This is a genomic window from Brevibacillus antibioticus, assembly GCF_005217615.1.
Lineage (GTDB): Bacteria > Bacillota > Bacilli > Brevibacillales > Brevibacillaceae > Brevibacillus > Brevibacillus antibioticus.
In genome coordinates this window covers 2122399-2148016 of the sequence record NZ_SZNK01000001.1, presented here as the reverse complement: position 1 = coordinate 2148016, position 25618 = coordinate 2122399, and the positions used below count along the sequence as shown (strand labels likewise).

Here is a 25618-nt window from a genome sequence, read left to right as displayed (position 1 = left end):
TTTTGATAAAGGAGGAGCGGGATGGCAGCCTTTTTAATTAGACGTCTACTACATAGTGTTTTTGTCGTTCTTGCTATTACTCTTGTCATTTTTGTCCTGGTGCGAATGACTGGTGACCCAGTATCGATCATGTTTCAAGCAGGTGAGCCTACCAAAGAGGCGATTACTGAGCTTCGGAAAAATCTCGGTCTGGACGAGCCTGTTTATGTACAGTTCGGGCTTTATGTAAAAGATATGTTTACTGGTAACTTTGGCACCTCTTTCCGAACGGGTGAGAGCGTGATCAACATGATGAACGAGAAGATGGGAGCAACTTTGCTGCTTGCCTTCGGGGGAATGTTTGTCGCTCTGTTGATTGCAATTCCAGTAGGGATCATTTCCGCTGTTTACAGAGGCAGCGTAGCTGACTTTTTCGGGCGCATTTTTTCATTGCTAGGAATTTCTTTCCCCAACTTTTGGTTAGGGATTATGTTAATCATCATATTTGCTGTTAAGCTGGGCTGGTTTCCTGCTTCTGGTTATGAAGGTCTGGAGTATTTGGTTCTGCCTTCCGTTGCACTCGGACTCATCTTGTCAGGCATTTTGGCTCGATTAGTTCGCTCTTCCATGCTGGAGGTAATGAATCAACAGTATATCAATACGGCCCGTTCCAAAGGGATCAAGGAATGGCTTGTCATCATCAAGCATGGCTTGCGAAACGCATTAATCCCGACGGTAACCTTTATTGGATTGCAATTTGGAACGTTGTTGGGCGGTACTGTGATTATTGAGCAAGTTTTTTCATGGCCAGGTATCGGGCGTATGCTGATTGATGCGATATCGCAACGTGACTTTCCCGTGATTCAAGGCTCTGTGATTATCTTGTCTTTTTTGATGATCTTCGTGAACCTGTTGGTTGATATTAGTTATGGCTTTATTGATCCGCGTATTAGACAGGGAGGAGGAAAAAGCGAATGACGACAGCGACAGTTACAAACAATCAGACGAATCCACCAATCAAAAATCGTGGAAAATGGAGCAAGATGGGCAGAAGATTCGTTCGAAATCCGTGGGCAATGGCGGGGATGTTTTTGCTTATGCTTACTGTCGTATCCGCACTTTTTGCACCGGTAATCGCGCCATCCACTCCTGATAAAGCTGATTTGCGTGCACGGTTGGTTGCTCCCTCGTGGATGGACGATACGGGGAAATCCGAGTATTTGCTAGGTACGGATCAGGTAGGACGTGACTTATTGAGCCGAATCATTTATGGAGCGCGAATATCGTTATTGGTTGGTGTCGTATCCGTACTGATTTCCTTAGTTATCGGGGTGATACTGGGCCTCATCGCAGGCTTTTACGGGCGCTGGGTAGATGATCTGCTAATGCGCTTGGCAGATGTACAGCTGGCATTCCCTTTCATATTGTTTGCGATTATCGTCATGACAGTCTTTGGAGCAGGTCTATGGAAGCTCATCCTTGTTTTGGGGATTAGTAACTGGGTAGGCTTTGCGCGACTGGTACGAGGACAGGTCATGAGTGTAAAAGAAATGGAATACGTCCAGGCTGCCAAAGCAATCGGTGCTACGAATATGCGGATCATCAGAAAACATGTTCTCCCAAACGTTTCTTCTTCGATCATTGTGTTGGCAACGTTAAATGTAGCCACCAACATTTTGTTGGAAGCATCGTTGACGTTTATTGGATTGGGTGTAGACCCTTCGATTCCTACATGGGGCGGCATGCTGGCAGACGGTCGCAACTATCTGGAGACGGCATGGTGGGTTGCTACCTTCCCTGGCATCGCTATTATGATTACCGTGTTTGGAATTAACCTGCTGGGCGATTGGCTGCGTGATGAGCTAGATCCAAATCTGCGCGTGTAAGGGGGCTAACCGATGAGAGGGCTAGGTGATATTTTTACAACGAAAGGGTTAGTTGCGGACCGAAACAATGACGGTATAGCTGATTCGTTGTCTGTTTCCTTCTGTTTTCAAACGGGAATCGTCGTAGAAGGATTCATTGATTTTTGTGCCCGATTAGGCCTTGAAACAAGTGAGCTGGATCTGCCTTCCATTCGAATGGAAGATTCACCGATGGATGCTAGCAGTACGAAAAGCGGTGAGTGGCTTTGCACAGTATGTATCGAGCCATCCTGCGACGTGGATGATGCGTCATGCACGCTCGATCGAGGGAACAATCGAATTGCTTTCGTTGGTGGAAGCGAGGAGAGTCTTAGCCGATTACTGCGCTGGATGGCGGCATATTGGACAGATGCAGTACCTGCAACGACTTCGCTCGGCGAGATTGAAAGGATTCGTTGTTCGTTACATGAAGTTCAACTATATGTTTGTGCGGATGCTTCACCTGTTTGCCAGATTGCGATACCCCAGTGTGTGCTGATGAGCTCGTACGAGGGAGGTCCTATCGTAGAGAGACCAACTCCACTTGATAGTCTGACAGAGCTTTGGACAACGGCAGGGTTCTATCAAGCGGGGCGCACAGATTTAACGAGTCGGACAGATGTATTCTTTACAGGGGTCCATACTACAGAGGCGGTTATGTCTGCCGCTCGCTTTGCAGCTCGGGTTGGTCTAGCCTCGACTGGGATACATTTTCCGCTCACAGGCGAAGCAAATCGGATTGCGGAGCTCACTTTTTCCTTAGACATGAATGGTGAAGCGCCACTAGCAAGTGGAGTGGTCGAAGTAATCCCAGACTCTAGTGAAAAGACAGCAAGAGTCATCCAGCTTTCAGGGGGAGGGCGAGCAATTGTTGCGGCGCTTGATTATTTCGGGACGGCCACTCCGCACCCACTCGGGGGTACTTTTGGTGCATGGGAAGAATCAGACGAGCAAAAAGTGAAGGAATTCCCCTTATTTTTAGAGAAAACCTGGAAAGACCAAGGCGAACGAAATGAGATAGAACAGTTGTTTCATGAGCAGTTGATCGCGATTGTTAGTCAAAAGGAGACGGCTGGGCGCTTATCTTCTCCGCTCGCGGTCACGGCGTTTTTGTCAGAACCAAAAGAGATTCGACGTGCGTTGGAGCGATGTTGGAAGAGCGCAATCACGGAGCTGCTTCCGGATAACGATAGTACGGTACAGATTCACTCTGCATTTAAACCAGGTTTGTGCTGGATAAAAGAAACGATTTTGCCTTCTCTTGTACGTAAAGGGGAGCGAGTAGAACGAATTTTGATCTCTTTCCAACGAGAAGAAAGAGAAGGCGGGATGGAGCTGTCTCATCGATGGCTTCAAGAATTATACCCGGTTGATCAGTTGTTGGAAAAAGAATTGGGCCTGTCCTTGTCGCAAGTATCATTCGTGATGGATGAGAATCTACCGACTACATACCAAATAGAGGCATGGGGAGCCGGGCTTGTGCATGTAGGCACATGGAATTTGGATGTACCTGTATCCGCAGTGCCGTATGCCGACGAGCAAAGTAGAGCTTATCCAACCACATCAGGACTCTTCTTCGCCTATGGAACAACAAAAGAACAATTCATGGTTCCTACGGATCGAGAGAGGTTCTGGCAATTCTATACGCAGCAGTTTTTACCTGAGTTGACGGAAGAATTGTTATGTAAACAAAATGAACCGTATCAAGGAAACAGTCCGCTCTTTCATTCGATAGAGGTAACTGTCACGATGAGTGAACAGGAAGAACGGCTAGACATCGACGAAGAAACAATATCGTCGTTAGAAGCGCTGCATGAAGATATTTATTTTTATACGCTAGACTACTATGCGTATTTGGGTGAAAGAAAAACGAGAATGGCGTGGAATTCTCCTGGGGCGGTGCGACCATTTATAAAGGTCAAACCAGCGAGCTCTCCAGTGGCAACCATTCGCGTAAAAGAATATAAAGAAGAACAAGCTTTCTCTATCAAAACGACTCATTTATACTTCGAGGCAGAGCAATCTGCTCCTGTAAAAGCACGCATCCTGAGAACGAACGAAAAAAGTACCAGCATCGAAGAAAGGAAGCTTCCTTATTTACACCAAAACAATCATCCAGATCAGGGCGAATGGGCAGAGCTGGCTACACATCCATCTGTACATATGTGGGAAGTAGAGAAATCGTTTGAAGGACGGCCGATTTTTGCAGTGGAGGTAACAGCACCCCAGATTTCCAAATACGTATCAACACACAAGCTCTCTCTGTATAAACCAACCATTTTGCTCGAAACCGGACATCATCCAAACGAGGTTTCCAGTATGCCTGCTGCACGTGAGCTGGTGGCAGAGCTCATAACCGAAAAAATGGATTGGCTTACTCGTTTCAATCTGGTTGTGATTCCATTTGCCAATCCGGATGGGGTCGCACTTCATCAAGAGCTTGTCAAAGATCATCCATTTTGGAAGCATCACGCTGCCCGTTATAATGCAGTAGGACTAGAATATACCAATCACCGTTTTCAGCCGAGTGTTTTTGGCGAATCGCGGGTAGTTCCCCAACTGTTTTATCGCTGGTTGCCGGATGTGATTATCGATGATCACGGAATCCCTTCGCACGAATGGACACAACCATTCGCAGGGTACAATAGTCCGCCGAGATTTCCTGTATCTTATTGGATGCCGATTTCACTCTTTTACGGAATTGGCCGCGAGATGGAGCGATCTGAGTATCCTCATCATGCCGTCGCTCTTGATACGATTCAAAAGGCAGCCGAGGAAGGGCTGAGACATCATCCGCGTCTGTGGAACAAAAATAAACGCTTTATCGATCGCTACATTCGGTATGGACATAACTGGGAGCCCGCTATTTTCCCATTGCCTACTGATCAAGATTTCTTGTTTTATCGTTGGCCTACAAAGCCGAACAGAACCTCTCCTTCCTTACTCTCTCGTTTTCCTGAATGGGTGACGCTTGATTTAATAACGGAAGCGGCTGATGAGACGGTCGCGGGAGGAGCGTTGCGAGATTGCATCGAAACGCATAAGATTTTCAATCGTGCTGTCATGGAGTGTGTGGCATCCAGCCCACGGCGTGTTTCGCGACAGTATGGACAAGACCATATTCGACTCTCACGAATGAGACCGATGCGAATTGGAGGAGACAATCATGAAGACCATTTTAGTAACAGGGTTTGATCCTTTTGGTGGAGAAATGGTTAACCCTGCTTGGGAATCGGTAAAAGAACTAGGAAAAATCGAGTCTGATTTGTATAAAGTAGAGCTGCGCCAAATTCCTACCGTTTTTGAAAAATCTATCGAACAGCTGTATGCAGCGATAGAAGAAACGAAACCGGATATCGTGTTATGTATCGGTCAAGCAGGTGGACGAGGAGATATTGCGGTTGAGCGTGTAGCGATTAACGTCAATGATGCTCGAATCCCGGATAATGAAGGAAATCAGCCGATTGATACACCAATCAGGGAAAACGGTCCTACTGGCTACTGGTCTACATTGCCAATCAAAGCGATTGTCCATGAGTTAAAACAACAAGGAATTCCGGCTTCCATATCGCAGACGGCGGGTACATATGTGTGCAACCATCTTTTTTATGGATTGATGCATTACCTTGCTGAGAAAAAAGCTTCCGTACGCGGAGGGTTCATCCATATCCCTTATTTGCCTGAACAGGCAGCAAGGCAAGCAGATCAGCCAAGTATGGCGTTAGAAACAATCGTAAAAGGTTTGCGATTGGCAATCGAGACGACCATATCTCATGATCGGGATATTGTCATGGAAGGCGGACAAATTAGCTGAGCAGGAGGAGAAACCCTCCTCCCTTCCATTCATGTGGCAGTGCCGATATTCGAAAATGGAGGGAAAAACGTTGCCTAGATATGAATTCTCTCCTCTTGGGGACTCGGGTGTCATGGTCAAACTAGGAGAGGTTATCGATCAACAAACCCATGAGAAGGTCATCCTATTCTCTGAATACCTACAGGAGCATCCTTTCCCCGGGATGATCGAATCTGTACCTGGCTTTACGACTGTTACAGTCTATTACGATCCGATTACTCTTTTCGATCCACTTGATCATATGTTGCCATACGATCGCGCCGTTGCGATTCTTGAGCAAATGTCGCAGCAAATCTCCAGCACTCACTCTAAAGAGTACAGACTGGTAGAGATCCCGGTTTGTTATGGTGGGAGCTTTGGGCCAGATCTGGAGGTAGTAGCCAACCAAAATGGTCTGAGTATAGAGGAAGTGATTTCGATCCATTCGACAACAGAGTATCTGGTGTACATGATCGGATTTGCTCCCGGCTTTCCGTATCTCGGTGGAATGGATGAGCGACTGGCCACGCCGCGACGTTCCTCTCCACGACTATCTATTCCGATGGGGAGTGTAGGGATCGGAGGATTGCAAACAGGTATTTATTCGATAGAGAGCCCAGGTGGATGGCAAATTATCGGAAGAACACCACTGCGCTTATTTCAGGCAGGTGAAAGCTCTCCAAGTCTCTTGTGCGCTGGCGATAAAGTTCGCTTCCGTCCTATCTCCGAGCGGGAATACGATAACGGGGAGAAGGTGTACTAAGTGAGTATAGAGGTGATTACGCCGGGACTTTGCACCACCGTTCAAGATACTGGTAGATTTGGCTTTCAGCAGGTTGGGGTCAGTGTCAGTGGGGGGATGGACAAGCAAGCTGTACAGATTGCGAACATGCTAGTTGGCAATCAACAAACGGATGCGGTTCTGGAGCTGACGATGAAAGGCCCAAGCTTATTGTTTCATAAGGACATGCTCATAGCCATTTGTGGTGGTGACTTCAAAGTCACGATCAATAATAGATCCGTCTTGCCCAATCGAGCAGTCTGGATCAGGAGTGGAAGCATCTTGAAATTTGGCTTGGCCAAGGAAGGCTGTCGCGCCTATCTCGCAGTCGCAGGCGGATGGGATGTGCCACTTGTGATGGGAAGTCGTAGTACGAATCTCCGTGGAGGCTTCGGAGGCCTAGCGGGTAGAATGCTTGCGGCAGGAGATCAGCTAGTTCAACGCTCTCCAGGTTCATTCAGTCAATTTCTCGCTAACCAATTGGCAAAAAGGGCAGGAGCAGCTCCCTTCTACCAAGCGAATTGGTTTATTCCTTCGAGTACGCTTGTAAAAAATGGAGAAGCGGTTGTACGGGTGATACAAGGCGAGCAATTTGCAGATTTTTCGGAAAAGAGTCGTCAAAGCTTTTTCGAACAAACCTATCAAGTGTCTCCTCAATCAGACAGGATGGGGTATCGTTTAACAGGACCGGCGCTCGAACTTACGCAGTCAATGGAACTGATCTCGGCTGCGGTCACCATGGGTACGATACAGGTTCCGCCAAACGGTCAACCTATTATCCTGATGGCAGACAGACAAACCATTGGCGGTTATCCGAAGATAGGCTATGTGCCAACGATAGATTTGCCGATCGTCGCCCAGTTGCGGCCAGGCGAAAAGATCCATTTTCAAGAAATTTCTCTGCGCGATGCTCAAAAGGAGCTTATCGAGAGGGATTCATGGATGAAGGCGATCAAGCTTGGGATAGAAGTAACCGTGGGATGGAGGTAAAAAGATGAAAACAGTAGATCTAAACTGTGATATGGGAGAGAGCTTTGGCACCTATCAATTGGGCAACGATCAAGAAATTTTGTCCTATATCACCTCTGCAAATGTGGCATGTGGTTTCCACGCTGGCGATCCTGCGACGATGAGAAAAACAGTGCAAATGGCTTTGGAGGCAGGTGTGGCAATCGGTGCCCATCCCGGATTCGCTGATTTGGTCGGCTTCGGTCGCCGCAACATGGAGATTTCCCCAGAAGAGGCATACGATCTAGTTGTGTACCAAATCGGCGCCCTGCAAGGGTTTGTTCGGGCAGAAGGGGGCGTCATGCATCATGTGAAGCCACATGGGGCCTTGTACAATATGGCAGCCACAAGACCTACTCTGGCTGAGTCTATTGCGTTGGCTATCTATAAAGTAAATCCGGAACTAGTGTTGTATGGCTTGGCCGGAAGCGAGTTAACGCGTGCAGGGAAAAAAATCGGTCTTCTCACAGCGCACGAAGTCTTTGCTGACCGTACGTATCAACAGGATGGTACGCTGACACCGCGCAGTCAGCCGAATGCGATGATTACGGACCAACAGCAATCCCTCCAGCAAGTCATTCGTATGGTAAGCGACGGACGTGTCCTGACCCAGCAAGGCGTAGATATCCCGATTCAGGCTGATTCCATTTGTATTCACGGCGACGGTGCCCATGCGTTGGAGTTCGCACAGAGCATCCGAGAAGCTTTGTTAGGAGCTGGAATTACAATCGCAGCACGATTTGCTCGATAGATACCTATCGGGCTTTTTCTGTTTCCGCACTGGGAGTCTGGTAACGTGCGGTACCTCGCTTTTTCCCCCAGAGGAGGAAGAGCAAGAACAGCAGAGGGATATAGCCATAAATAAAAACGATGCTTACTTTCCCATAAAAATCGAGTGTCATGAGCAAGGAAGCCGTACCTTCGAGCAGATAGGAACCCATTGCCAAAGATAGTAAGAGAAGCAAAATGGCGCGGATTTGACTAATGCCAAATATCTGTTTCATTCCGCGGGTAACCCCCCATAGATTGAGACAAATGTTGGGCAAAATCACAAACAGCCACAGAGAGATTACAATGAACTCCAATCGCTGCAAAATCGGAATCTCGACGATTTTGAGCATGGTCAAGGTCGGCCAAATAATCTTATCCAGTTCACCATGGGTGAACATGAGGAATGTTACGATCGCGACGGCTACATACAGGAAGGTGCCGGAAAGGACCGCAGTATGAGCCCATTTTTGCGAGTGGGCTGCTTGCTTGATAAACGGGTAGTAGAAGAGCAGTAGTTCAAAGCCCATATAATTGATCACAGCGTCTTTGGCAGACGCAAATAAGGCGGTAAAGTTATGCGAAAACATCGGGAACAGGTTATTCGGGTGAGCGTATTCGAAAGGGAATAAAAACAAAGGAAGCATCAAAATCGCCGGAATCACCACACCGAAAAAGCAGACGCCCGTAACTGTACGAAAACCACCAGCGACAATATACAAAATGAGGAGCAAAATAATCAGGGTCGTACTCCACGTATGCATGAGCGGGAAAATAAACTGCTTCACAATACTGACGTAAGAACGCAAGATGAGAAAAGCAGCCATCCAGACGTAGATTAACACGACAAAGCTCATCAACTTGCCTAGCCATTTTCCAAAGATCAGCTCGTGAAGGGAGAAGAGATCATGGCTGCCCGCATTCAGCATGGAATAGAGCATCCAAATAATGAGATGGATGCTTGCCCCAGCAAGTAGAAGGGAGATCCAGGCATCGTATCCGGCATGGGCTGCGATTGTCCGTTGAAATCCAAGTATACCGATCCCCACAATATTGGCATGCACGAGAAAAAATACGAAAAAAGGTGAAACCATCGCGCTTTCCCGAATGGAAGTACTCACCTGATCCCTCCTGGTTATTCATTACTCACCCGTTTGCTCCAGCTTGATCGAGGCCGTCACGGCGATTTTTATTTGTGGATAAATCTTTTTGAAGTGGGAGTAGTTCCATGACGTGCTTCGACTACGAACGAAATCACCAAATCCAACCGGATCAACCTCAAGCTTCTGTAAATGCTTCACAAAGCTGGTCGCCTCCATTTGCAGGTACGAGGAAAGCTCTTTTTCCATTTGATGTAGAACTTGTGGATTGGATAATTGCAGCCACTTCGAATAATCTTTGATTTGCCCATTTACCATGAGCTTTACCATGATGCTGGGGATAGGCTTAGTCGTTTTGAGATCGAAGACGGCATGGGAATGCAGATTTTTCAAGAGTCCGGATTCTTTTCGATTATTGATCGTTACCTCAAACGGAATTTGACCACTCTTGGCTTTTTCGACCATGATTTTGAGCAAAAAGCTTTCTTTTGAATGGATGCGATGCACGAATTTGTCATCTCGGAAAAGCGCGACACCATCTAGCTTCACTCTGTCATTATGCATCACGAAATAGGGAAGATAAGGATCGCGACCCTCGCCGTATAAATGAAACAAGAAAATATGCAGGTTGGTCTTGGGCATATTCAGCGTTTTGATATTTTGAGCGACGCTATCGGAGATGAAAAAAGGGACTTGCATATGACGCATGCCTTTCAAAATCGTCAATGCTTTTGGTTCCGCGACTGCGAGTTGAAGGCGAAAACCGATAGCGGGATCGCGACAAAGCGTATGTACCAGCGTTTCCACTCCGTTTTCAGCATATTTCCTCCCAACAATGACGGATCGCAACTGTCCAAGCTCCACTTGTGAGGGGGTGATGGCGTTAAAATCAGGGAGGATCGTAAATAAATTCGAGCTTTTTGTTTCCAACAGCTCTACCTGAGTCTTTTCCTTTCCGTATATGTGAGTGATGGCTGCCCCTTTCATTTTTTGGTCTTCGAGATCGAGACCGAGTGAATGAATCAATTGTACTTCGCTGACAATTCGAGTCGAAGAGCAGCCAGCCAAGATCACGATCAATAGCACGAGTATCCATTTCCTCTTTGCAACCATGTTTCTTCGATGGCTCCTTCATCTATTCATCCATATCTCTTTTTTGAGTCGCCTTGTCAGGATCGTATCTCCACTGCGAGATGACACGCATAACAGCAGACCTTCTGGCCGTTCTGCTATAAGAAGAGCGAATGAAGCTGTCCGCAAAGCTACGTCTTCGAAAAGGGTAAAGCGGAGCCAGATAAGGTGTTCCTAACGATTTGAGTTGAAGCAGATGAGTCAGCATGAACATTAAACCGATAGCGATTCCAAGCCCGCCCCAAATTCCAGCCAAAATAATGAGCGGGAAGCGCAAGAACCGGATCGTGTTTGACATTTTGTAGATGGGGGTGGTAAAAGAGGCAAGCGCCGACAGAGCTACGATGATCAGCAAGATATTACTGGTCAAGGCTGCTTCTACCGATGCTTGTCCAATGACGATTCCACCAACGATTCCGAGAGTCTGTCCGACTTTTGTCGGGAGCCTTGCCCCTGCTTCTCGCAAGAATTCGATCGTCAGCTCCAAGAAAAGTACTTCCAAGACGGGAGGAAAAGGGACGTACTTCCTCGATAAAATGATCGGAGCCAGCATGTCTTGAGGAATCATTTCCAGATGGAAAGTGAGAACCGCCGTATAGGCAGGTGTCATCAAGATCGAAAAAAGCACCCCGAAAATGCGAATCAACCGAAACAAAGACGATAAGATCCACGGTAAATAATAATCCTCGGGAGAAATGAAGAAATCAAAGATGGTAGTTGGACCTGTAATGACATACGGGGAAGCATTGGAAATAATCACAATTTGCCCGAGAGTTAACGCATAAATGACCCGGTCAATCCTTTCAGTAGACAGGAACAATGGAAAAGGCGTATTTGAATTGTCACTCATGATCTGATCGAGCTGTGACGAATCAAAAATAATATCGAAGTCGATCGTCTGTAGTCTTTGCTGAACGGTTTCAATGTGCTGAGGATTTGTAATACCAGACAAATAAACAACGGCGATGCGTGTATGGGAGAGCGTACCTAACGTTAACTCTCGAATGATTAATTTGGGCGTGCTGATTTGTTGACGGATGAGATGCAGGTTGATATCGATATTTTCAACAAAGCCAACTTTTGGTCCAACTACACTAAACTCGTTTTCCGTATCGTTGTCCGTTCGCAGTCCTTCAGTCGGATTGGACAGATTGATCAGCGCAAAAAACTGCCAGTTGTCTTTTGGCTGTATAGCAGCATAGCCCATCATGATCTTGGAGACGACCGTCTGTATGTCATCTGTATAAATAATATCCTCCACATGGACGAAGCGGGAAAAATGGCGGAGTTCTGTGAGCAATTCATTTGCTTCTATGCGTTCTTGATAAGGACGCAAGAGATTTTTTTGCAGTAACTCTGTTTTTACTAAGGTTTGATAGTACGAAATGACAAAAGGACTTTCCTCGTTCAGTAGGGGGAAATGCTTAAAATCGTTCGAGTCTTGTGCGATGGAAAGAAACTCGTTCCATTCCGTTATCATGTCGGTTTCGCTCCATAAGCTGTTGATCATTTGTGTTTTACTATGTCCGGTTTGCAGTGGAATTATCATCTAGGAAATAGAATGATTTCCTATAGGCTGGGGAACAATCAAACAAAGAACGAAGCGTGAAGAGAAATGGAAATTGAGGGGTTCATATGCTAGAAGTTAACTGTGATACATCATCGCTGAAGGCGGAATTACTGCAAGAGCTGAGGGGAATATCCGTTACGTTGGATGAGAGCATCCATGCGTTAAAAAATGAAAACGAATGTGTGCTCAGGACGTTTGATCAAATACGGACGAAGTTTAGCCGACTCGAAACAGTAGCAGCCTCCTTTTATTTACAATGCTATCTCTCACCCTATACAGAAAAATATCTGGATTTATCCAAGGCTGTTCAGCACTTGGCCAAAAGGCGCCAAGGGGCATTGATTGTCGTTGAGCGCGAGGACCCGCTTGATTTGCTGTTGCAAGCAGGCATACCGATTGAGGCCACGATGAGCCATTCCTTGCTGGAATCGATCTTTTATCCTGGCAGCCCTTTGCATGATGGGGCTGTTCTGATTCGGCAAAATCATATCGTGTCTGCGGCCAATGTATTGCCATTATCTCAGGTTGTGGTAGGGGAAAAAAAGCTGGGAACCAGACATCGTGCTGCATTGGGGTTGAGTGAAAAAAGTGATGCGTTGATCGTTGTTGTCTCCGAGGAAACGGGGAAGGCGTCCTTTGCTATGCAGGGACATTTGTATCCGATTATTTCGCCTTCATGAAAGCACTCCGCGAAAAGTGGTTGTATCCGAGAAAAAAGAGGCTGTATTTGTCATGGTGATGACGAAATCCAGCCTCTCGCTATGTCATTCTCGTGTTAGATTCAAGCCCAATTTCCGTTGCGGAATAGCGGTTCACGCTTGCCGTTAGCTGTTTCTCCATCAATGTTCATCTCGGCGGAGCCGATCATGAAATCGACGTGGGTGAGGCTGATATTGATACCGCGGCTAGCCAGTTCCTCATTGCTCATGTCAGCGCCACCTTCAATATTCACACAATAAGCGTTCCCGATCGCCAAGTGGTTGGACGCATTCTCATCAAAGAGCGTGTTATAGAAAATGATATTTGATTGCGAGATTGGGGACAAATGAGGAACCAACGCCACTTCACCCAAATAATGCGAGCCTTCATCTGTTTCAATTAATTGCTTCAGGGACTCTTCTCCCTTTTCAGCAGTTGCCGAGACTATTCTTCCTTTTTCAAAAGTAAGCGTAAAGTTCTCGATCAAATTCCCATGATAGCTCAAAGGCTTGGTACTGCGTACGGTACCATTGACGCCTTCTTTTAAGGGCGCGGTAAAGACTTCTTCTGTCGGCATGTTGGCCATGAAGGAGACACCGTCTTTATTTACGCTACCGCCGCCAATCCAAATGTGGTTGGCAGGCAGCTCGATCGTCAGGTTAGTACCGGGAGCTTCGTAATGAAGGTAGCGGTATTGTTTGGCGTTGAGCTGATCCACCTTGCTGTTCAGTGTCGCATGATGGTCATGCCAAGCTTGGACAGGGTCATCCATATCTGCGCGAGTCGCGCGGAAGATAGCATCCCACAAGGCAGGCTCCTGTTCCTCTTGTGGCAAATGCGGGAAGACCATGGCGGCCCATGCAGGTGATGGAATTGCTAGCACGCACCAGCTCACTTTATCTGACATGGTATAGCTGCGGAACTTATGGAGGGCTTGACCGGCTGTTTTGTTGGCAGTAGAAATGCGGTCAAGATTTACCCCTTTCAGCAAATCGGGATTCGCAGCAGAAATGTAGAGAAATGCCGCGCCATTTTCCGCCATTTCCTCTAACCCCTGTACCTTCCATTGCGGGTATTCTCGAAACGCTTCATCAGGAGCCAAATCATATTTCATCCGAGTGAGTTCATCGTCGTTCCACTCAATATGTACGTGCTTGGCACCCACTTCGTACGCTTTTTTGGCTACCTTTCTCACAAAAGGAGCAGTAGATAGCGGAGCGGTTACTACTAACGTTTGCATTGGCTGTACGTTCACGCCGACTTTTACAGCGAGATCAGCATAACGGTCAAACAAGGTTTCAAAAGACATGGTTTATTTCCTCCTTTTAAGAACAAAGGCTTACTTGCATTCTATCTATTTTACCTTCCCCACCGAAATCACCTGCTATTAATTTGAAAGAATTTCCTAGGAAAGCGCAGAAAAAGACAGATTATGGCCTAATTCGAGCAAGTTATCCACTTGTTTATTTTGGTTAATTGTAGGAAAATTCAAATGAAAAGGCAAATTTATTACATAAAAAATTTTTTATTGGCAGAACTAAGGAGGCAGTCAGAGTGAAGACAAGACAGAACCGTGATCAAGTCGCTGTCGAATATACGTGGAACCTGAACGATTTGTTTGAGAGCCAGGAAGCATGGGAGCAAGAATTAGCAGAAATTGTACAGCATCTGCCTGTCGTCACTGCATTTAAAGGCCAACTGCACAAGAGTGGAGAGACGTTGTTGGCATGCTTGGAGGCAAACGAGGAGATCAATGTGCGGGCGAATATCGCAGCGACGTATGCCAGCCTGCGGTCGTCTGAAGAGGGGACCAATCCACAAAACCAAGCGAACTCTGCACGGGTAGGGGATGTCGTATCCCAGCTAAACGCTGCGCTTTCTTTTATACCTTCCGAGATTTTGGCGTTGTCTGAAGGAAAAATCGAGAGCTTCTTAGCGGAAGAACCAGGACTCGAAGTATTCCGCAAAAGCCTGAATGATTTGCTGGAAACAAAGCCGTACCGATTGTCGGCCGAGACCGAGGAAGCGTTTGCGGCGATGGGCGAGGTTTTCTCTGCGCCATACAAAATTTACGCGCGTGGAAAGTTGTCGGACATGTCTTTTGGACCCGTCCATGATAGCGAAGGAAATGAGCGTCCAGTATCCTTCGCGCTGTTTGAGACCGATTATGAGATGTCTTCCGATACGACGTTGCGCCGTGCTGCGTACGAATCCTTTTCGAAGACACTCGCTTCTTACCAAAACACCTTCGCTGCGGTATACGCGACAGAGGTGAAAAAACAAACCGTCATGTCTCGCCTGCGTGGCTATGAGACCGTAACGGACATGCTGCTTAAGCCGCAGCAGGTTACGCTGGATATGTACCACAATATCCTGGATATCATCGGGAATGAACTCGCGCCCCACATGCGTCGTTATGCGAAGTTGAAAGCAAAAGAGCTCGGTCTTGAGAAGTTGGCCTTTTGCGATTTGAAGGCGCCGCTTGATCCAGAATTTAGCCCACCGATTACGATTGAAGAAGCAGGGCAAAAGATACTGGCTTCCTTGCAAGTAATGGGTCCTGAATATACAGCCATTATGGAAAAAGCACTGAATGAACGCTGGATCGACTATGTAGACAACGTGGGCAAATCGACAGGTGCGTTCTGCTCGACGACATACAGCAAACACTCTTACATTCTCATTACGTGGTCGGGAAATATGCGCAGTGCTTTCACGCTGGCTCATGAGCTGGGGCATTGCGGACATTTTATGCTGGCGACAAGAGAGCAAAGCTTTACGAACTCTCGTCCGTCACTGTACTTTATCGAAGCGCCTTCCACACTCAACGAGCTTTTGCTCGCGCAGCACATCGTGGAGCAATCCAACGATCCTCGTCTGAAGCGTTGGGTCATTTTGCAATTGATGAATACGTATTACCACAACTTTGTCACGCATCTGCTAGAAGCGAGAATGCAACGAAAAGTGTACGAAGCAGCGCAAAAAGACGTTCCTTTGACTGCCAAACAGCTCTCCGAATGGAAAGGGCAAGTGCTCGCAGACTTCTGGGGGGATGCAGTTGATCTGGACGCGGCAGCAAGTCTTACATGGATGCGCCAACCGCACTATTACATGGGGCTGTATCCGTACACGTACGCAGCTGGTTTGACCGCTTCTACGGCAATGGCAGCAAGCATCAAGCAAGAGGGACAGCCTGCCGTTGATCGTTGGATCGAGGTGCTCAAAGCTGGGGGAACACTAACACCGCTGGAACTGATGAAAAAAGCTGGCGTGGATATGTCAGATCCGCAGCCAATCCGCGAGGCTGTCGCATACGTCGGTAGTCTGGTTGACGAGCTGGAAAGACTGTTCTAATCTGATAAAAAGAAGAAAAGGCTTGTGATCGCAAGGAGTCACAAGCCTTTTGATTTGATCAAGGAAGAAGGAGTAGTCATCATGACCGAATTTACGCAGCGCGCACTAAAAATTATTGCCGGGATTCCAGCGGGCCATGTCATGACGTACGGGCAAATTGCTGCGTTGGCCGGGAGTCCGAGAGCTGCCAGACAAATCGTTCGCATCCTTCATTCCATGTCCAAAAAGCACAAGCTTCCATGGCATCGAGTCATCAACGCCCAAGGGAAGATCGGATTGCAAGATTTGGATTCGTTCACGCTGCAAAAAATGGCCTTGGAAAGCGAAGGGATAGTCGTGTCAGCAGCAGGAGAAATAGAGTTGGAGCAATATCAGTTTCACCCACAGGTAGTGGATGAGCCGGTATTCTAATAACCTACCTCTACTGAGGCGATGACGATATAGGCAAGGTCGTTCTTGTCCTCTTTTTCAGCGATCACGACTCCACTGCTTGTCAGCATGCCGCCATCGACGATTTCGAAGGAGACTTCCCCGTAAGGCAAGGCTTTACGAACCGTTTCCAGGTCGAGCTTGTCCTTGTCTGCAGGAACGGCAAGTCTCACATTTACTTTCATGTTATGGATATCGTTTCCTGGCAAGACAGAACGCAGTCCAGGCATCGAATTATGATGGATGGCATTTTGAACAGCACGAACTGCGGCTTTGGTGACGTTTTGTCCATGCATGTCGATGCCCATTCCTATTTCAATAAACATTACTTTTTCCATTGGCTTGTTCACTCCTGTTTTATTCTACTTTTCTACCATCCTTATCTTACCACGAAAAGGAATGCTTTTTTCTCTCATCTGTATTGTGTTTATCGTCAAGACATGTCATCATAACATGTTGGTATCTATGCTTGACGATTCTTTACATTAATTGGAGGCAGGTCACAATTGGAACGTTATCCTTTTGCCTACGATCCGTCCCAGCCGTTTATCTCTCAGGTGAGCGATTGGGTAGCGGACGTTTTTTATGAAGTATTGCCTGAGGCTGGATTCGAGGTGCGTGATGAGCAAATCTACATGGCCTTTCAGCTTGAACGGGCTTTTATAGAAAAGCAAACGATTTTTGCAGAGGCAGGAGTAGGCACGGGAAAAACATTGGCTTACTTGCTGTACGCTATCTGCTATGCGCGATATACCCGTAAGCCCGCCATCATTGCCTGTGCGAATGAGTCGTTGATCGAGCAGCTCGTAAAACCAGAAGGCGACATTGCCAAACTGGCTCGTCATCTCAACTTGACGATTGACGCGAGACTCGGAAAATCTCCGGACCAATATGTCTGTTTGCGCAAGCTGGATGAGGCGAGATTCCAGCCTGAGACAGGGGAAGCTTTCCAGCATATTTATCAAGAGCTGCCTTCCTTTGTTCATACACATGAGGCCTTGCAGTCGTTTTATCCGTACGGGGATCGCAGCGCATATCCTGATCTGGATGATCAAGAATGGGCGCAGATGAACTGGGATACTTTTCAAGATTGCTTTGTGTGCGATAGACAGCATCGCTGTGGGCAGACCCTGTCCAGAAATCATTATCGTCAGTCCGCCGATTTGATCATTTGCTCCCATGACTTTTATATGGAGCATGTGTGGACCTATGAGATCCGCAAGCGCGGAGGTCAGCTACCGTTGCTGCCACCGCATAGCGCAGTCATTTTTGACGAGGGTCATCTGCTGGAGCCTGCTGCCCAAAAAGCATTGACGTACAAGCTGAATCACTCCGTCTTCGAAGAAACGATTACGCGTGTCTTGAAGGGTGAGATCAGGGAAGAGCTCGCCATTGCCATTGAAGAAGCCATTGCTCAGAGCGAGGAGATGTTCTCCCGATTGAACGAAGAGAGCAAGGCTGTGATGGGCTCCAACCGCAAAGAAATCTATTTTCATCCAGAACTCCTTGCAACCATCCACCGTTTTACGAGTCTCGTCAGTTGGATTGAGGAAGAGCTGGCGCTAGAGGGTGGACTGTATACGTTGGACGAGTTCCAGCTGCGAATTGTCGAGGAGCATCTGGAAATGATGCAGCTGGCACTGGGACTTTTCCAAGACCCGGATCACGTCATTTCCTGGATGAGTGAAGAGATTACAGGGCCGACCTTGGTCGTCATGCCAAAAAAGGTGCAGGAAGTACTGGAAGAGCGCGTCTTCTCACAAAAGATGCCGATAGTCTTTTCGTCGGCGACTCTATCTGTTGATGGATCATTCAACTATGTGGCGGACAGCTTGGGCATTGAGCAATATCTTTCGTTCTCGGTTGCTTCTCCATACGAGTACGACAAGCAAATGGAAGTATACGTACCAACACTATCTGCGACCGACTCCTTTGCGGAAAAAATGAGACAGGCTACCCAATTGCTGCAAAAATCAGCGGGTAGTGCGCTGTTGTTGTTTTCCTCCATGGAGGAATTACAGCAATTCAAGGCCGCTATCAAAAACGAGCCTACCTGTACGAATCTGCGATTCTTGTTCGAAGGAGATGCTGAAATCAGCCATCTGATCTCTCAGTTCCAAAACGACGAGAAAAGTAGCCTCTGTGCGGTGAGTCTGTGGGAAGGGCTAGATGTTCCGGGGCCTTCGCTGTCCAATGTGATCATTTGGTCACTGCCATTCCCGCCGAATGATCCGGTGTTTACAGCAAAAAGAAAAAGTGCAGCGAATCCTTTCGACGAGGTAGATATGCCTTACATGCTGCTGAGACTGCGTCAAGGCATCGGGCGATTGATCCGTTCGAGAGAAGATAGCGGCCTGGTATCGATCTTGAGTCCGCAATTGAGCCAAAATGACAAGCTGAGACAGCAAGTACAGGATGTTTTCCCAGCTGGGGTAGAGTGGAAAACGTCTTTGGACGGTGTATTGGCGTAACGAAAAAGCAGGAGCCTGCGTGGCCTCCTGCTTTTTTCTATGGTTATTCCGGCATGTTCCCGACGGTAGGGTCGACGATGAAATCTGGCTTGAAGCCTTCATATTTTACTTCGGACACCATTCCTTGCGCGGCATGACCTAGATCATGGCAGTGGAACATCCAATCTCCTGGATTGTCAGCTTCGAAGGCGACTACATAGGATTCACCCGGTAAAATGTTCAGCGTATCTTTAACCAGAGGGGAGCCTGAGATAGGCTGTCCGTTTTTGCTTACTACTTGGAAGAAATGTCCGTGCAAATGCATCGGGTGGATATCTTTTGGTGATTTGTTCACCAGCGTGACTTTGACCAGATTGCCTTTTTGGACGTTGAGCGGAGGGACATTCGGAAACGTTTTTCCATTGATGGTAAAGGCCATTTTTCCATCTGCCGTTTCCGTGTTCAGATCCATTTGATACGTGATGTCATACTTCTGCTCCAGCGCAAAGCTGCTTTTTGCAGCTTCACCGTATTTGGTGATGTCTATCATTGGCATATCGTCAGCTTCTGATTTGGCTGTTTTTGATTCCGAGCCTTCGTAGACAATGGGCACGACAAGGGACTTGGCACCTGGATTCGTGCTACGCTCCTCTAGTAACCATTTGCCAGAATTGTTTGCGACAAATTCGAGATCATATCGTTCTCCTGGTCCGATATTGAGGAGTTGGCCTCCTACAAGGGGTGGATTATTGATGGGTTGCCCGTCTGTTGCCACGATTTTAAATTCATGACCTTGCAGGTTCAGCTTGTGGTTCAAGTATCCGGCATTGATCAGGCGGATTCTGACTTTCTCTCCTTCTTTAACAGATAGCGGCTGGATTGCCGATCCTGTTTTTCCGTTCACGGAAAAGATCGTATACATCAACGGCATCATCTCAGCGTCACTCATGGGCATCTCCATACCGGGCATGTTGTGACTTCTAGAGGACGAGTTATCGGGAGGAGGGGCACTCATGCCGTGGTTCATGCCATTTCCGTGCATTTCCGCCATGCGATCGTCCTGCATCCATTCATCCAGAACGAGGGTAAAGTCCTTATCAACTGGTACTGCAGTAGCCGGTTCTACCACAAGAGAACCGTATAAGCCTTTGTCTACCTGCTTGGCGCTGTTTTGATGTGAGTGGTACCAGTATGTCCCGGCAACATCCACCTTGAATTTGTAGGTGAAGCTTTCGTTTGGTCTTACGGCATTTTGGGTCACGCCAGGGATTCCATCCATGTTATTCGGGACAGGTAAGCCATGCCAGTGAATGGTGACCGGCTCGGGCAATTCGTTTTTCAAGGTCACACTGATGGTTTCCCCTTGTTTGACACGAAGCTGTGGACCTGGCACGGTTCCATTGTACGTCCATGTGTTTTTCATGGTCTTGTCATCGAGGTGGAGGATATTTTCTTTTGCCGTGAGGGTAAATGTATTGCCTGTAAGCACATCCACCGACGAGTCGCTGGATGCGGGAATCTGTTGAGGTTGAGCTTGTGCGGATGTTTCGGGTGAAGAATTCATGCTGTGTCCATTATGATCCATCGTAGTATTCTCAGTGGTAGTGGAGCAGGCGGATAACAGCAAAACGCCACCTAGAACCAAGGGATAAGCCCATGGGCGCATTTTCCATTTGTTCATGTGTACTTTTTCCTCCTTTGGGCTGTTGGAGAAAGCGTACCAAACGATTGTGTAGAAAACATGAAGACAGGATGTATGACACTTCTGTTACGCATTTTGCAAAAATGGGAAAGTAAGCGTGAACAAATGCTATAATGGAGTATCGTACATATAAGTGATCAGTAGAATCGGACAGGGATGGTGTTCACGTTTGGGTAACGTAGATTTTGCGAGCTTGCCTTGGAATGTTTTTTGGGTTGGAGTCGCTTATTTTTTGGTCACAGGAGTCTTTTTCTGTCTTGGATTTATGCGATTGCTCTCCGAACGGGTGAAAAGTGGCATCGTATGCATGGCGATTGCGGTTGTCAGTGGTGGTTTTTTCTTACATTATTTGTTTACTCATCATATTTAAATTTGAATAATCAAGCAAAATCCTCGTCGGTGCTGGTAATCGATGGGGATTTTATTTTTGTCTTGTGTTTCCCGTTTCAATTGGCGAAAATGGTAGTGATAGGGGAATAACCGTGGTTGATGTCGCTTTCCTTGGGGGATACCGATTCAATAGCAAGGATTCCTCACAGATTGGAAGACGTTATACATACTAGCTTTTGGATTTGGCATGGCACCATGCAGAAACTTATTGGCTCAGAGGTTTATCAACAAATGACAATCAGGAATGTCAATACAACTCGCAAAATTTACGAACTGATGCAGGCTGTTGATCAGTAATTCTTTTGTGACAAGTAAACACGTTGCATTTTGCATCTGACAGTGGTGGTCTGCGATGATCTACAATCGTGAAGCTGATGGGGAAAGGTATACCAGCAGCTTTTTTTTGTTCCGCGTTTTTACCGGGCAAAAACATCATCAGAATGTAAACAGTTTGTAACGAGTTATCCCCCGAAACCGTCATATAATCAGGTTACAAACAACGATTCAACCAGAGTTTCGCGTTAGACAAGGACCGGGTAATTTCCTTGTGAGACCATCTATTATAAGGAAGGTGTGATGCATATATAAGGGAGTAAGCGAACGGAAAACAACGAGACAGTGAGTAGTTCATCACATCCTGAATACGGGCAACGATGATGGGAAGAATTCATTTTCCAAAAAAGATAATGAACGAGACCAACCCCGTTTTCTCCACGATTCCAGAAACAGGGGTTTTTGCATTCATAGAGCACGCAATTCCCGATGTGTAATGACTGCCCCCAACACCAAAGGATAAAAACAGAACGGAAATAAAAGGGGAGAATGCAGATGTTTTGCATGGCGAGCACGAAGAGTCACCAAAAAAAATTAAAAAGGAAGATGAGTACAAAAAGAATCAATAATCAGAACGAATTAAACACTCGCCAATATGCAACGACAGGAGGCCACCAGCATGCCTGAGCCGATCAAAGGCGTAAGCAGCAGCCGCTACATGGCTGGGATCGACGGGCTTCGTGCGCTGGCGGTACTCGCAGTCATTATTTATCACTTGAATTACGATTGGGCACCCGGGGGATTGTTGGGTGTCGGTATTTTCTTCGTTTTATCGGGATATTTGATTACAGATTTATTAATTGCAGAATGGAATCGGAATGGCAGACTCGACATGAAAGACTTTTGGTTGCGCCGAGCCAGAAGATTGCTTCCAGCCTTGTTCCTTATGCTGTTTGTGGTTATGGCAGGGGTAGCCATCTTTTCGCCAGCCCAGTTCGTAACCATCCGCGGAGATGTAGGAGCAGCCGTTCTGTACGTAAGTAACTGGTGGCTGGTCTTTCATGACGTCTCTTATTTTGAAAAATTCGGTCCACCTTCACCATTAGGCCATCTGTGGTCATTGGCAGTAGAAGAACAGTTCTATGTCGTTTGGCCGCTGTTACTTGCGCTGGGACTCCGCTTCCTGAAGCGCAGGGGGCCAATCATGATCATTACTTTGGTGCTGGCTGCACTATCCGCCATCTCCATGGTCGTTTTGTATGAGCCAGGTCTTGATCCGAGCCGTGTTTATTACGGAACGGACACACGGGCATTCGGGTTATTGATCGGTGCCGCACTCGCCATGATGTGGCCGAGTCGCTTCCTTACGGCGAACATTTCACAAAAAGCGCGAATTACGCTTGATCTAAGCGGTCTCTTGAGCTTAGGAATTCTTTTGTACAGCATTTGGAACACGAATCAATATGATGATTATTTGTATGAGGGCGGGCTCGTCCTTTTGTCTGTCGTCAGTGCCGTACTGGTCGCCGTACTCGCACATCCGGCAAGTAGCTTGGCGAAGTGGATGGGCTGCAAGCCACTGCGTTGGATTGGTGTTCGATCTTACGGTATTTATTTGTGGCATTACCCTGTTATCGTTTGGACGAATCCGTTTTTAGCGGAAAGGGAGTGGATGGCGGTACCTGGAGCGGTTTTGCAGCTCCTCGCAAGCATTTTGCTGGCATCGTTGTCATTTAAATATCTCGAAGAGCCTATTCGTCACGGTGCATTAGGCAGGATCTGGCATCGCTCCAATAAGGTTGGGCAGAAAACAAAACGGTTAAACCGTGTATTGGCAACTGGTTGCGCGATCGCTCTTTGTGTCACGTATTATGGGATCGCTTCGCTTACGTCAGATGCGACCGCTGGAAATGTGACGCAGCCACAATCAACGGAGGCGGTCACCGAGACAAAGGTCCCCGACAAGCCCCATGGTCCTGAGGTGCCAATCGAAGACAAGAAGTCAGAGACGGTCCAAAAACCAGCTACTCCACCGGCAAAACCGAAGCCAAATAACAATGCACAAAAGCAGAAGCCTGTAGAGAAGCAGAAAGATTCGAATGCTTCCAAACAGCCTGACCAAAAACAGGAACCGATCAAAGCGATAGGCTCCGGTAAAGGGATCACTGTAATTGGTGACTCTGTCATGCTCGATGTGGCTCCTTATCTGGAGAAACTATTGCCAGGGATCGTCGTGGATGCCAAAATCGGAAGGCAAATGTCGAAAGCTCCTGACGTAATTGCGCAGCTCAAGGCAAAAGGTCAATTGGGAAATCGCGTCGTGATTGAATTAGGCTCGAACGGCGCATTTAGTAAAGGACAGCTCGACAAGCTACTGCAATCACTGGATGGTGTAGAGCAAATCATTCTCGTCAATTCTCGCGTACCTAAACCGTGGGAAAGCGTCGTGAATAAGATGCTGGCGGAAACGGCTACAGCCCATCCGCATGTCGTTCTTGTGGATTGGTATGCGGCAAGTGAAGGGCAAAGCTCTTACTTTTACAAAGACGGTGTTCACCCGAATAAGGAAGGCTCGCAAAAATACGCGGCACTCGTGGCGAGTGCAATCGCGCCGACGGAGCCAGAGAAGAAGCCGGAAGTGAAAGAGGAAGAGAAAGAGAAAAAGTCGGCAGTAGAAGAGGCAGGGCAGATTGATACACACAATTCAGTATTGGAAGCAGAAGGGCCTGAAGTTAGTTCAACGGAAATAGTGAATTGAAACAAGAGGACAAAAGACATGAGATCGAAAAAAGATCTCTGTTTTTTGTCCTTTTTTACACTTTTGAATAAGTAATAAGAACTAGGTCTTATTACCCCTGTATAAAAACGCAGAAATACCGATTAAAAGATTATGTGTAAATAACTGGTTAGAATGGTTGCTTTTATTTTTATGTTACAAAAGGAGTAGTTTAATCATGGAAAAAATAGAATGGCTTCAACAGCTTTCCGAAAGACAACCAGAGGATGCCACAACTTTTTATTGGCTAGGGAAGGAATTAGCGAGTAACAGCCGCTGGCTAGAAGCGATAAGTGCATTCTCTAAAGGGCTGACATATTGCGGCGATGATCACGAACTCAGAAATAACCTTCTGCAAGAATTAACTACATCGACTCAGCAATTACAACAAAGCACAAGCGAAAGAAGCTTAGGTCCAATCATTCGTAATACAGAAGACCCGTTAAACAATGACCAAAACGAAGAAGTGGTCTCAGATGAGACGTGTGACGGAAGTGAAACCTATACCTATTCGATAAAAAACAATCCAGGCTTTCAAGTTATTGATGGGGGTCAGAAACCAGAACCGACTGAAATTACAAGCTTAAACAAGGTAACTTTTGCAGATGTAGCGGGATTGGTGGAGTTGAAAAAAACGATCCAAATCAGAATCATTAGCCCGTTTTTCAACCAAGGACTATTCTCGAAATTTCGGAAGAAGATCGGTGGAGGAGTACTTCTCTATGGACCTCCTGGTTGCGGAAAAACTTTTATTACTCGCGCGACTGCTGGAGAATGCAAAGCTAACTTCTTTCCAATACATATCACAGACGTGTTAGACCCATATATCGGCGTAAGCGAACAAAATCTGAAGGCGATGTTTGAAAAAGCTCGTGCACAAAAACCGAGTATCATGTTTTTTGATGAGATTGATACGATCGGCTACAGTCGGTCCAAGTCTTCTAGTAGTTATATGAGGGGTGTTATCGATACGTTTCTAACTGAAATGGAGGGCATTGATACGAGTACAGATCAAGTGCTTATTATCGGAGCCACGAATATGCCATGGGACGTAGATCATGCGTTGAAACGCCCAGGCCGTTTTGACCGATTAGTGTTCGTAGCACCACCTGACCTGGAAGCGCGTAAGCAAATTTTTGAGTTAAAACTAAAGGGTCGTTTCTCGAAGGACATCGATACCTATACACTGGCAAAAGCGACCGAATTTTTCTCAGGAGCAGATATTGAAAATGTGATCGAACGAGCTACGGAAGCGGTTCTCGAAGAAATCCTCGACTCAGGCGTAGAGCGGCCCATCATGATGAAGGATATGGAGAATACTCTACAGGTGGTAAAGCCTACCACAATAGAGTGGTTGCAAACGGCCAAAAATTACGTGAAATACTCCAATCAAAGCGGGTTGTATAACGATGTGGAGCATTATATCAGGCAGTTCGGTAGGTTGATATAGTCTTCATCATTAGTTCAGGGGG

At 46.9% G+C, this 25618-nt stretch carries 19 protein-coding genes and 1 pseudogene; 14 read left to right on the top strand and 6 right to left on the bottom strand.

Going from position 1 to position 25618, the window contains the following annotated elements; all coding sequences use genetic code 11:
- Positions 1-21 precede the first annotated feature (21 nt).
- Genes nikB through E8L90_RS09560 form a run of 7 tightly spaced genes read left to right on the top strand, consistent with a single transcriptional unit; the run spans position 22 to position 8255 of the window.
- Positions 22-957: a nickel ABC transporter permease gene (gene nikB, locus E8L90_RS09590; protein WP_137029191.1), complete on the top strand. Its 936-nt coding sequence runs from the start codon at positions 22-24 to the stop codon at positions 955-957.
- Positions 954-1865: an ABC transporter permease gene (locus tag E8L90_RS09585; RefSeq protein ID WP_137029190.1), complete on the top strand. Its 912-nt coding sequence runs from the start codon at positions 954-956 to the stop codon at positions 1863-1865. The genes nikB and E8L90_RS09585 overlap by 4 nt, the downstream gene beginning before the upstream one ends.
- A gap of 12 nt (positions 1866-1877) precedes the next feature.
- Positions 1878-5078 carry a M14 family metallopeptidase gene (locus E8L90_RS09580; protein ID WP_137029189.1) on the top strand — a complete coding sequence of 1067 codons (3201 nt, stop codon included), beginning with the start codon at positions 1878-1880 and terminating at the stop codon, positions 5076-5078.
- Positions 5050-5697: a pyroglutamyl-peptidase I gene (gene pcp / locus E8L90_RS09575; protein WP_137029188.1), complete on the top strand. Its 648-nt coding sequence runs from the start codon at positions 5050-5052 to the stop codon at positions 5695-5697. The genes E8L90_RS09580 and pcp overlap by 29 nt, the downstream gene beginning before the upstream one ends.
- Before the next feature lie 31 nt (positions 5698-5728).
- Positions 5729-6478, top strand: a complete 750-nt coding sequence (gene pxpB / locus E8L90_RS09570; RefSeq protein ID WP_137033370.1) for a 5-oxoprolinase subunit PxpB — start codon at positions 5729-5731, stop codon at positions 6476-6478.
- Positions 6479-7486 carry a 5-oxoprolinase subunit C family protein gene (locus tag E8L90_RS09565; protein WP_137029187.1) on the top strand — a complete coding sequence of 336 codons (1008 nt, stop codon included), beginning with the start codon at positions 6479-6481 and terminating at the stop codon, positions 7484-7486. It begins immediately after the preceding gene.
- A gap of 4 nt (positions 7487-7490) precedes the next feature.
- Positions 7491-8255, top strand: coding sequence for a LamB/YcsF family protein (locus E8L90_RS09560; protein WP_137029186.1), 765 nt, complete (start codon positions 7491-7493; stop codon positions 8253-8255).
- A gap of 4 nt (positions 8256-8259) precedes the next feature.
- Here E8L90_RS09560 and E8L90_RS09555 read toward each other — a convergent pair whose 3' ends face one another.
- From E8L90_RS09555 to E8L90_RS09545, 3 genes are read right to left on the bottom strand one after another with little or no spacing between them, the layout of a single operon-like run.
- Complete coding sequence (locus tag E8L90_RS09555) at positions 8260-9393, bottom strand: GerAB/ArcD/ProY family transporter (RefSeq protein ID WP_137029185.1); 1134 nt, start codon at positions 9391-9393, stop codon at positions 8260-8262.
- Positions 9394-9414: 21 nt separating this feature from the next.
- The gene (locus E8L90_RS09550) at positions 9415-10485 is read right to left on the bottom strand and encodes a Ger(x)C family spore germination protein (protein ID WP_137029184.1); all 1071 of its coding nucleotides are present in this window, start codon (positions 10483-10485) and stop codon (positions 9415-9417) included.
- 22 nt (positions 10486-10507) lie between these two features.
- The gene (locus tag E8L90_RS09545; RefSeq protein WP_137033368.1) at positions 10508-11983 is read right to left on the bottom strand and encodes a spore germination protein; all 1476 of its coding nucleotides are present in this window, start codon (positions 11981-11983) and stop codon (positions 10508-10510) included.
- A gap of 155 nt (positions 11984-12138) precedes the next feature.
- On the opposite strand from E8L90_RS09545, the gene cdaS reads away from it, so the two are divergent.
- Positions 12139-12753, top strand: a complete 615-nt coding sequence (cdaS, locus tag E8L90_RS09540; protein ID WP_137029183.1) for a sporulation-specific diadenylate cyclase CdaS — start codon at positions 12139-12141, stop codon at positions 12751-12753.
- A 101-nt stretch (positions 12754-12854) separates the two neighbouring features.
- Here cdaS and E8L90_RS09535 read toward each other — a convergent pair whose 3' ends face one another.
- Positions 12855-14081, bottom strand: coding sequence for an aminopeptidase (locus E8L90_RS09535; RefSeq protein ID WP_137029182.1), 1227 nt, complete (start codon positions 14079-14081; stop codon positions 12855-12857).
- A gap of 245 nt (positions 14082-14326) precedes the next feature.
- Between E8L90_RS09535 and pepF the strand changes: the two genes are divergently transcribed.
- Together pepF and E8L90_RS09525 are read left to right on the top strand one after the other, a co-directional pair.
- Complete coding sequence (gene pepF / locus E8L90_RS09530; RefSeq protein ID WP_137029181.1) at positions 14327-16126, top strand: oligoendopeptidase F; 1800 nt, start codon at positions 14327-14329, stop codon at positions 16124-16126.
- 81 nt (positions 16127-16207) lie between these two features.
- The gene (locus E8L90_RS09525) at positions 16208-16537 is read left to right on the top strand and encodes an MGMT family protein (RefSeq protein ID WP_137033367.1); all 330 of its coding nucleotides are present in this window, start codon (positions 16208-16210) and stop codon (positions 16535-16537) included.
- On the opposite strand, the gene E8L90_RS09520 is transcribed toward E8L90_RS09525, so the two are convergent.
- On the bottom strand, positions 16534-16893 hold the full coding sequence (locus E8L90_RS09520; protein WP_048032795.1) for a Lin0512 family protein: 360 nt from the start codon (positions 16891-16893) through the stop codon (positions 16534-16536). The genes E8L90_RS09525 and E8L90_RS09520 overlap by 4 nt on opposite strands.
- 168 nt (positions 16894-17061) lie before the next feature.
- Here E8L90_RS09520 and E8L90_RS09515 point away from each other — a divergent pair, with 168 nt between their 5' ends.
- Positions 17062-19026, top strand: a complete 1965-nt coding sequence (locus E8L90_RS09515; protein WP_137029180.1) for an ATP-dependent DNA helicase — start codon at positions 17062-17064, stop codon at positions 19024-19026.
- 43 nt (positions 19027-19069) lie between these two features.
- On the opposite strand, the gene E8L90_RS09510 is transcribed toward E8L90_RS09515, so the two are convergent.
- The gene (locus E8L90_RS09510) at positions 19070-20686 is read right to left on the bottom strand and encodes a multicopper oxidase family protein (protein ID WP_137029179.1); all 1617 of its coding nucleotides are present in this window, start codon (positions 20684-20686) and stop codon (positions 19070-19072) included.
- 606 nt (positions 20687-21292) lie between these two features.
- Here E8L90_RS09510 and E8L90_RS30730 point away from each other — a divergent pair.
- From E8L90_RS30730 to E8L90_RS09490, 3 genes and pseudogenes are all read left to right on the top strand, one after another.
- Positions 21293-21394: pseudogene (locus tag E8L90_RS30730) on the top strand (DUF1697 domain-containing protein); the annotation flags it as partial.
- A 655-nt stretch (positions 21395-22049) separates the two neighbouring features.
- A complete protein-coding gene (locus E8L90_RS09495) occupies positions 22050-24128 on the top strand; it encodes an acyltransferase family protein (protein ID WP_244297189.1) in 2079 nt (692 codons plus the stop codon).
- 196 nt (positions 24129-24324) lie between these two features.
- Positions 24325-25596: an ATP-binding protein gene (locus tag E8L90_RS09490; protein ID WP_137029178.1), complete on the top strand. Its 1272-nt coding sequence runs from the start codon at positions 24325-24327 to the stop codon at positions 25594-25596.
- Positions 25597-25618 lie beyond the last annotated feature (22 nt).

Coding starts and splice junctions, on each gene's coding strand:
- E8L90_RS09510 (WP_137029179.1), bottom strand. CDS start 20,686: ATGAACAAATGGAAAATGCGCCCATGGGCTTATCCCTTGGTTCTAGGT.
- nikB (WP_137029191.1), top strand. CDS start 22: ATGGCAGCCTTTTTAATTAGACGTCTACTACATAGTGTTTTTGTCGTT.
- E8L90_RS09490 (WP_137029178.1), top strand. CDS start 24,325: ATGGAAAAAATAGAATGGCTTCAACAGCTTTCCGAAAGACAACCAGAG.
- E8L90_RS09580 (WP_137029189.1), top strand. CDS start 1,878: ATGAGAGGGCTAGGTGATATTTTTACAACGAAAGGGTTAGTTGCGGAC.
- E8L90_RS09545 (WP_137033368.1), bottom strand. CDS start 11,983: ATGATAACGGAATGGAACGAGTTTCTTTCCATCGCACAAGACTCGAAC.
- E8L90_RS09520 (WP_048032795.1), bottom strand. CDS start 16,893: ATGGAAAAAGTAATGTTTATTGAAATAGGAATGGGCATCGACATGCAT.
- E8L90_RS09560 (WP_137029186.1), top strand. CDS start 7,491: ATGAAAACAGTAGATCTAAACTGTGATATGGGAGAGAGCTTTGGCACC.
- E8L90_RS09495 (WP_244297189.1), top strand. CDS start 22,050: ATGCCTGAGCCGATCAAAGGCGTAAGCAGCAGCCGCTACATGGCTGGG.
- pcp (WP_137029188.1), top strand. CDS start 5,050: ATGAAGACCATTTTAGTAACAGGGTTTGATCCTTTTGGTGGAGAAATG.
- E8L90_RS09525 (WP_137033367.1), top strand. CDS start 16,208: ATGACCGAATTTACGCAGCGCGCACTAAAAATTATTGCCGGGATTCCA.
- E8L90_RS09550 (WP_137029184.1), bottom strand. CDS start 10,485: ATGGTTGCAAAGAGGAAATGGATACTCGTGCTATTGATCGTGATCTTG.
- E8L90_RS09585 (WP_137029190.1), top strand. CDS start 954: ATGACGACAGCGACAGTTACAAACAATCAGACGAATCCACCAATCAAA.
- E8L90_RS09535 (WP_137029182.1), bottom strand. CDS start 14,081: ATGTCTTTTGAAACCTTGTTTGACCGTTATGCTGATCTCGCTGTAAAA.
- pxpB (WP_137033370.1), top strand. CDS start 5,729: ATGTGGCAGTGCCGATATTCGAAAATGGAGGGAAAAACGTTGCCTAGA.
- cdaS (WP_137029183.1), top strand. CDS start 12,139: ATGCTAGAAGTTAACTGTGATACATCATCGCTGAAGGCGGAATTACTG.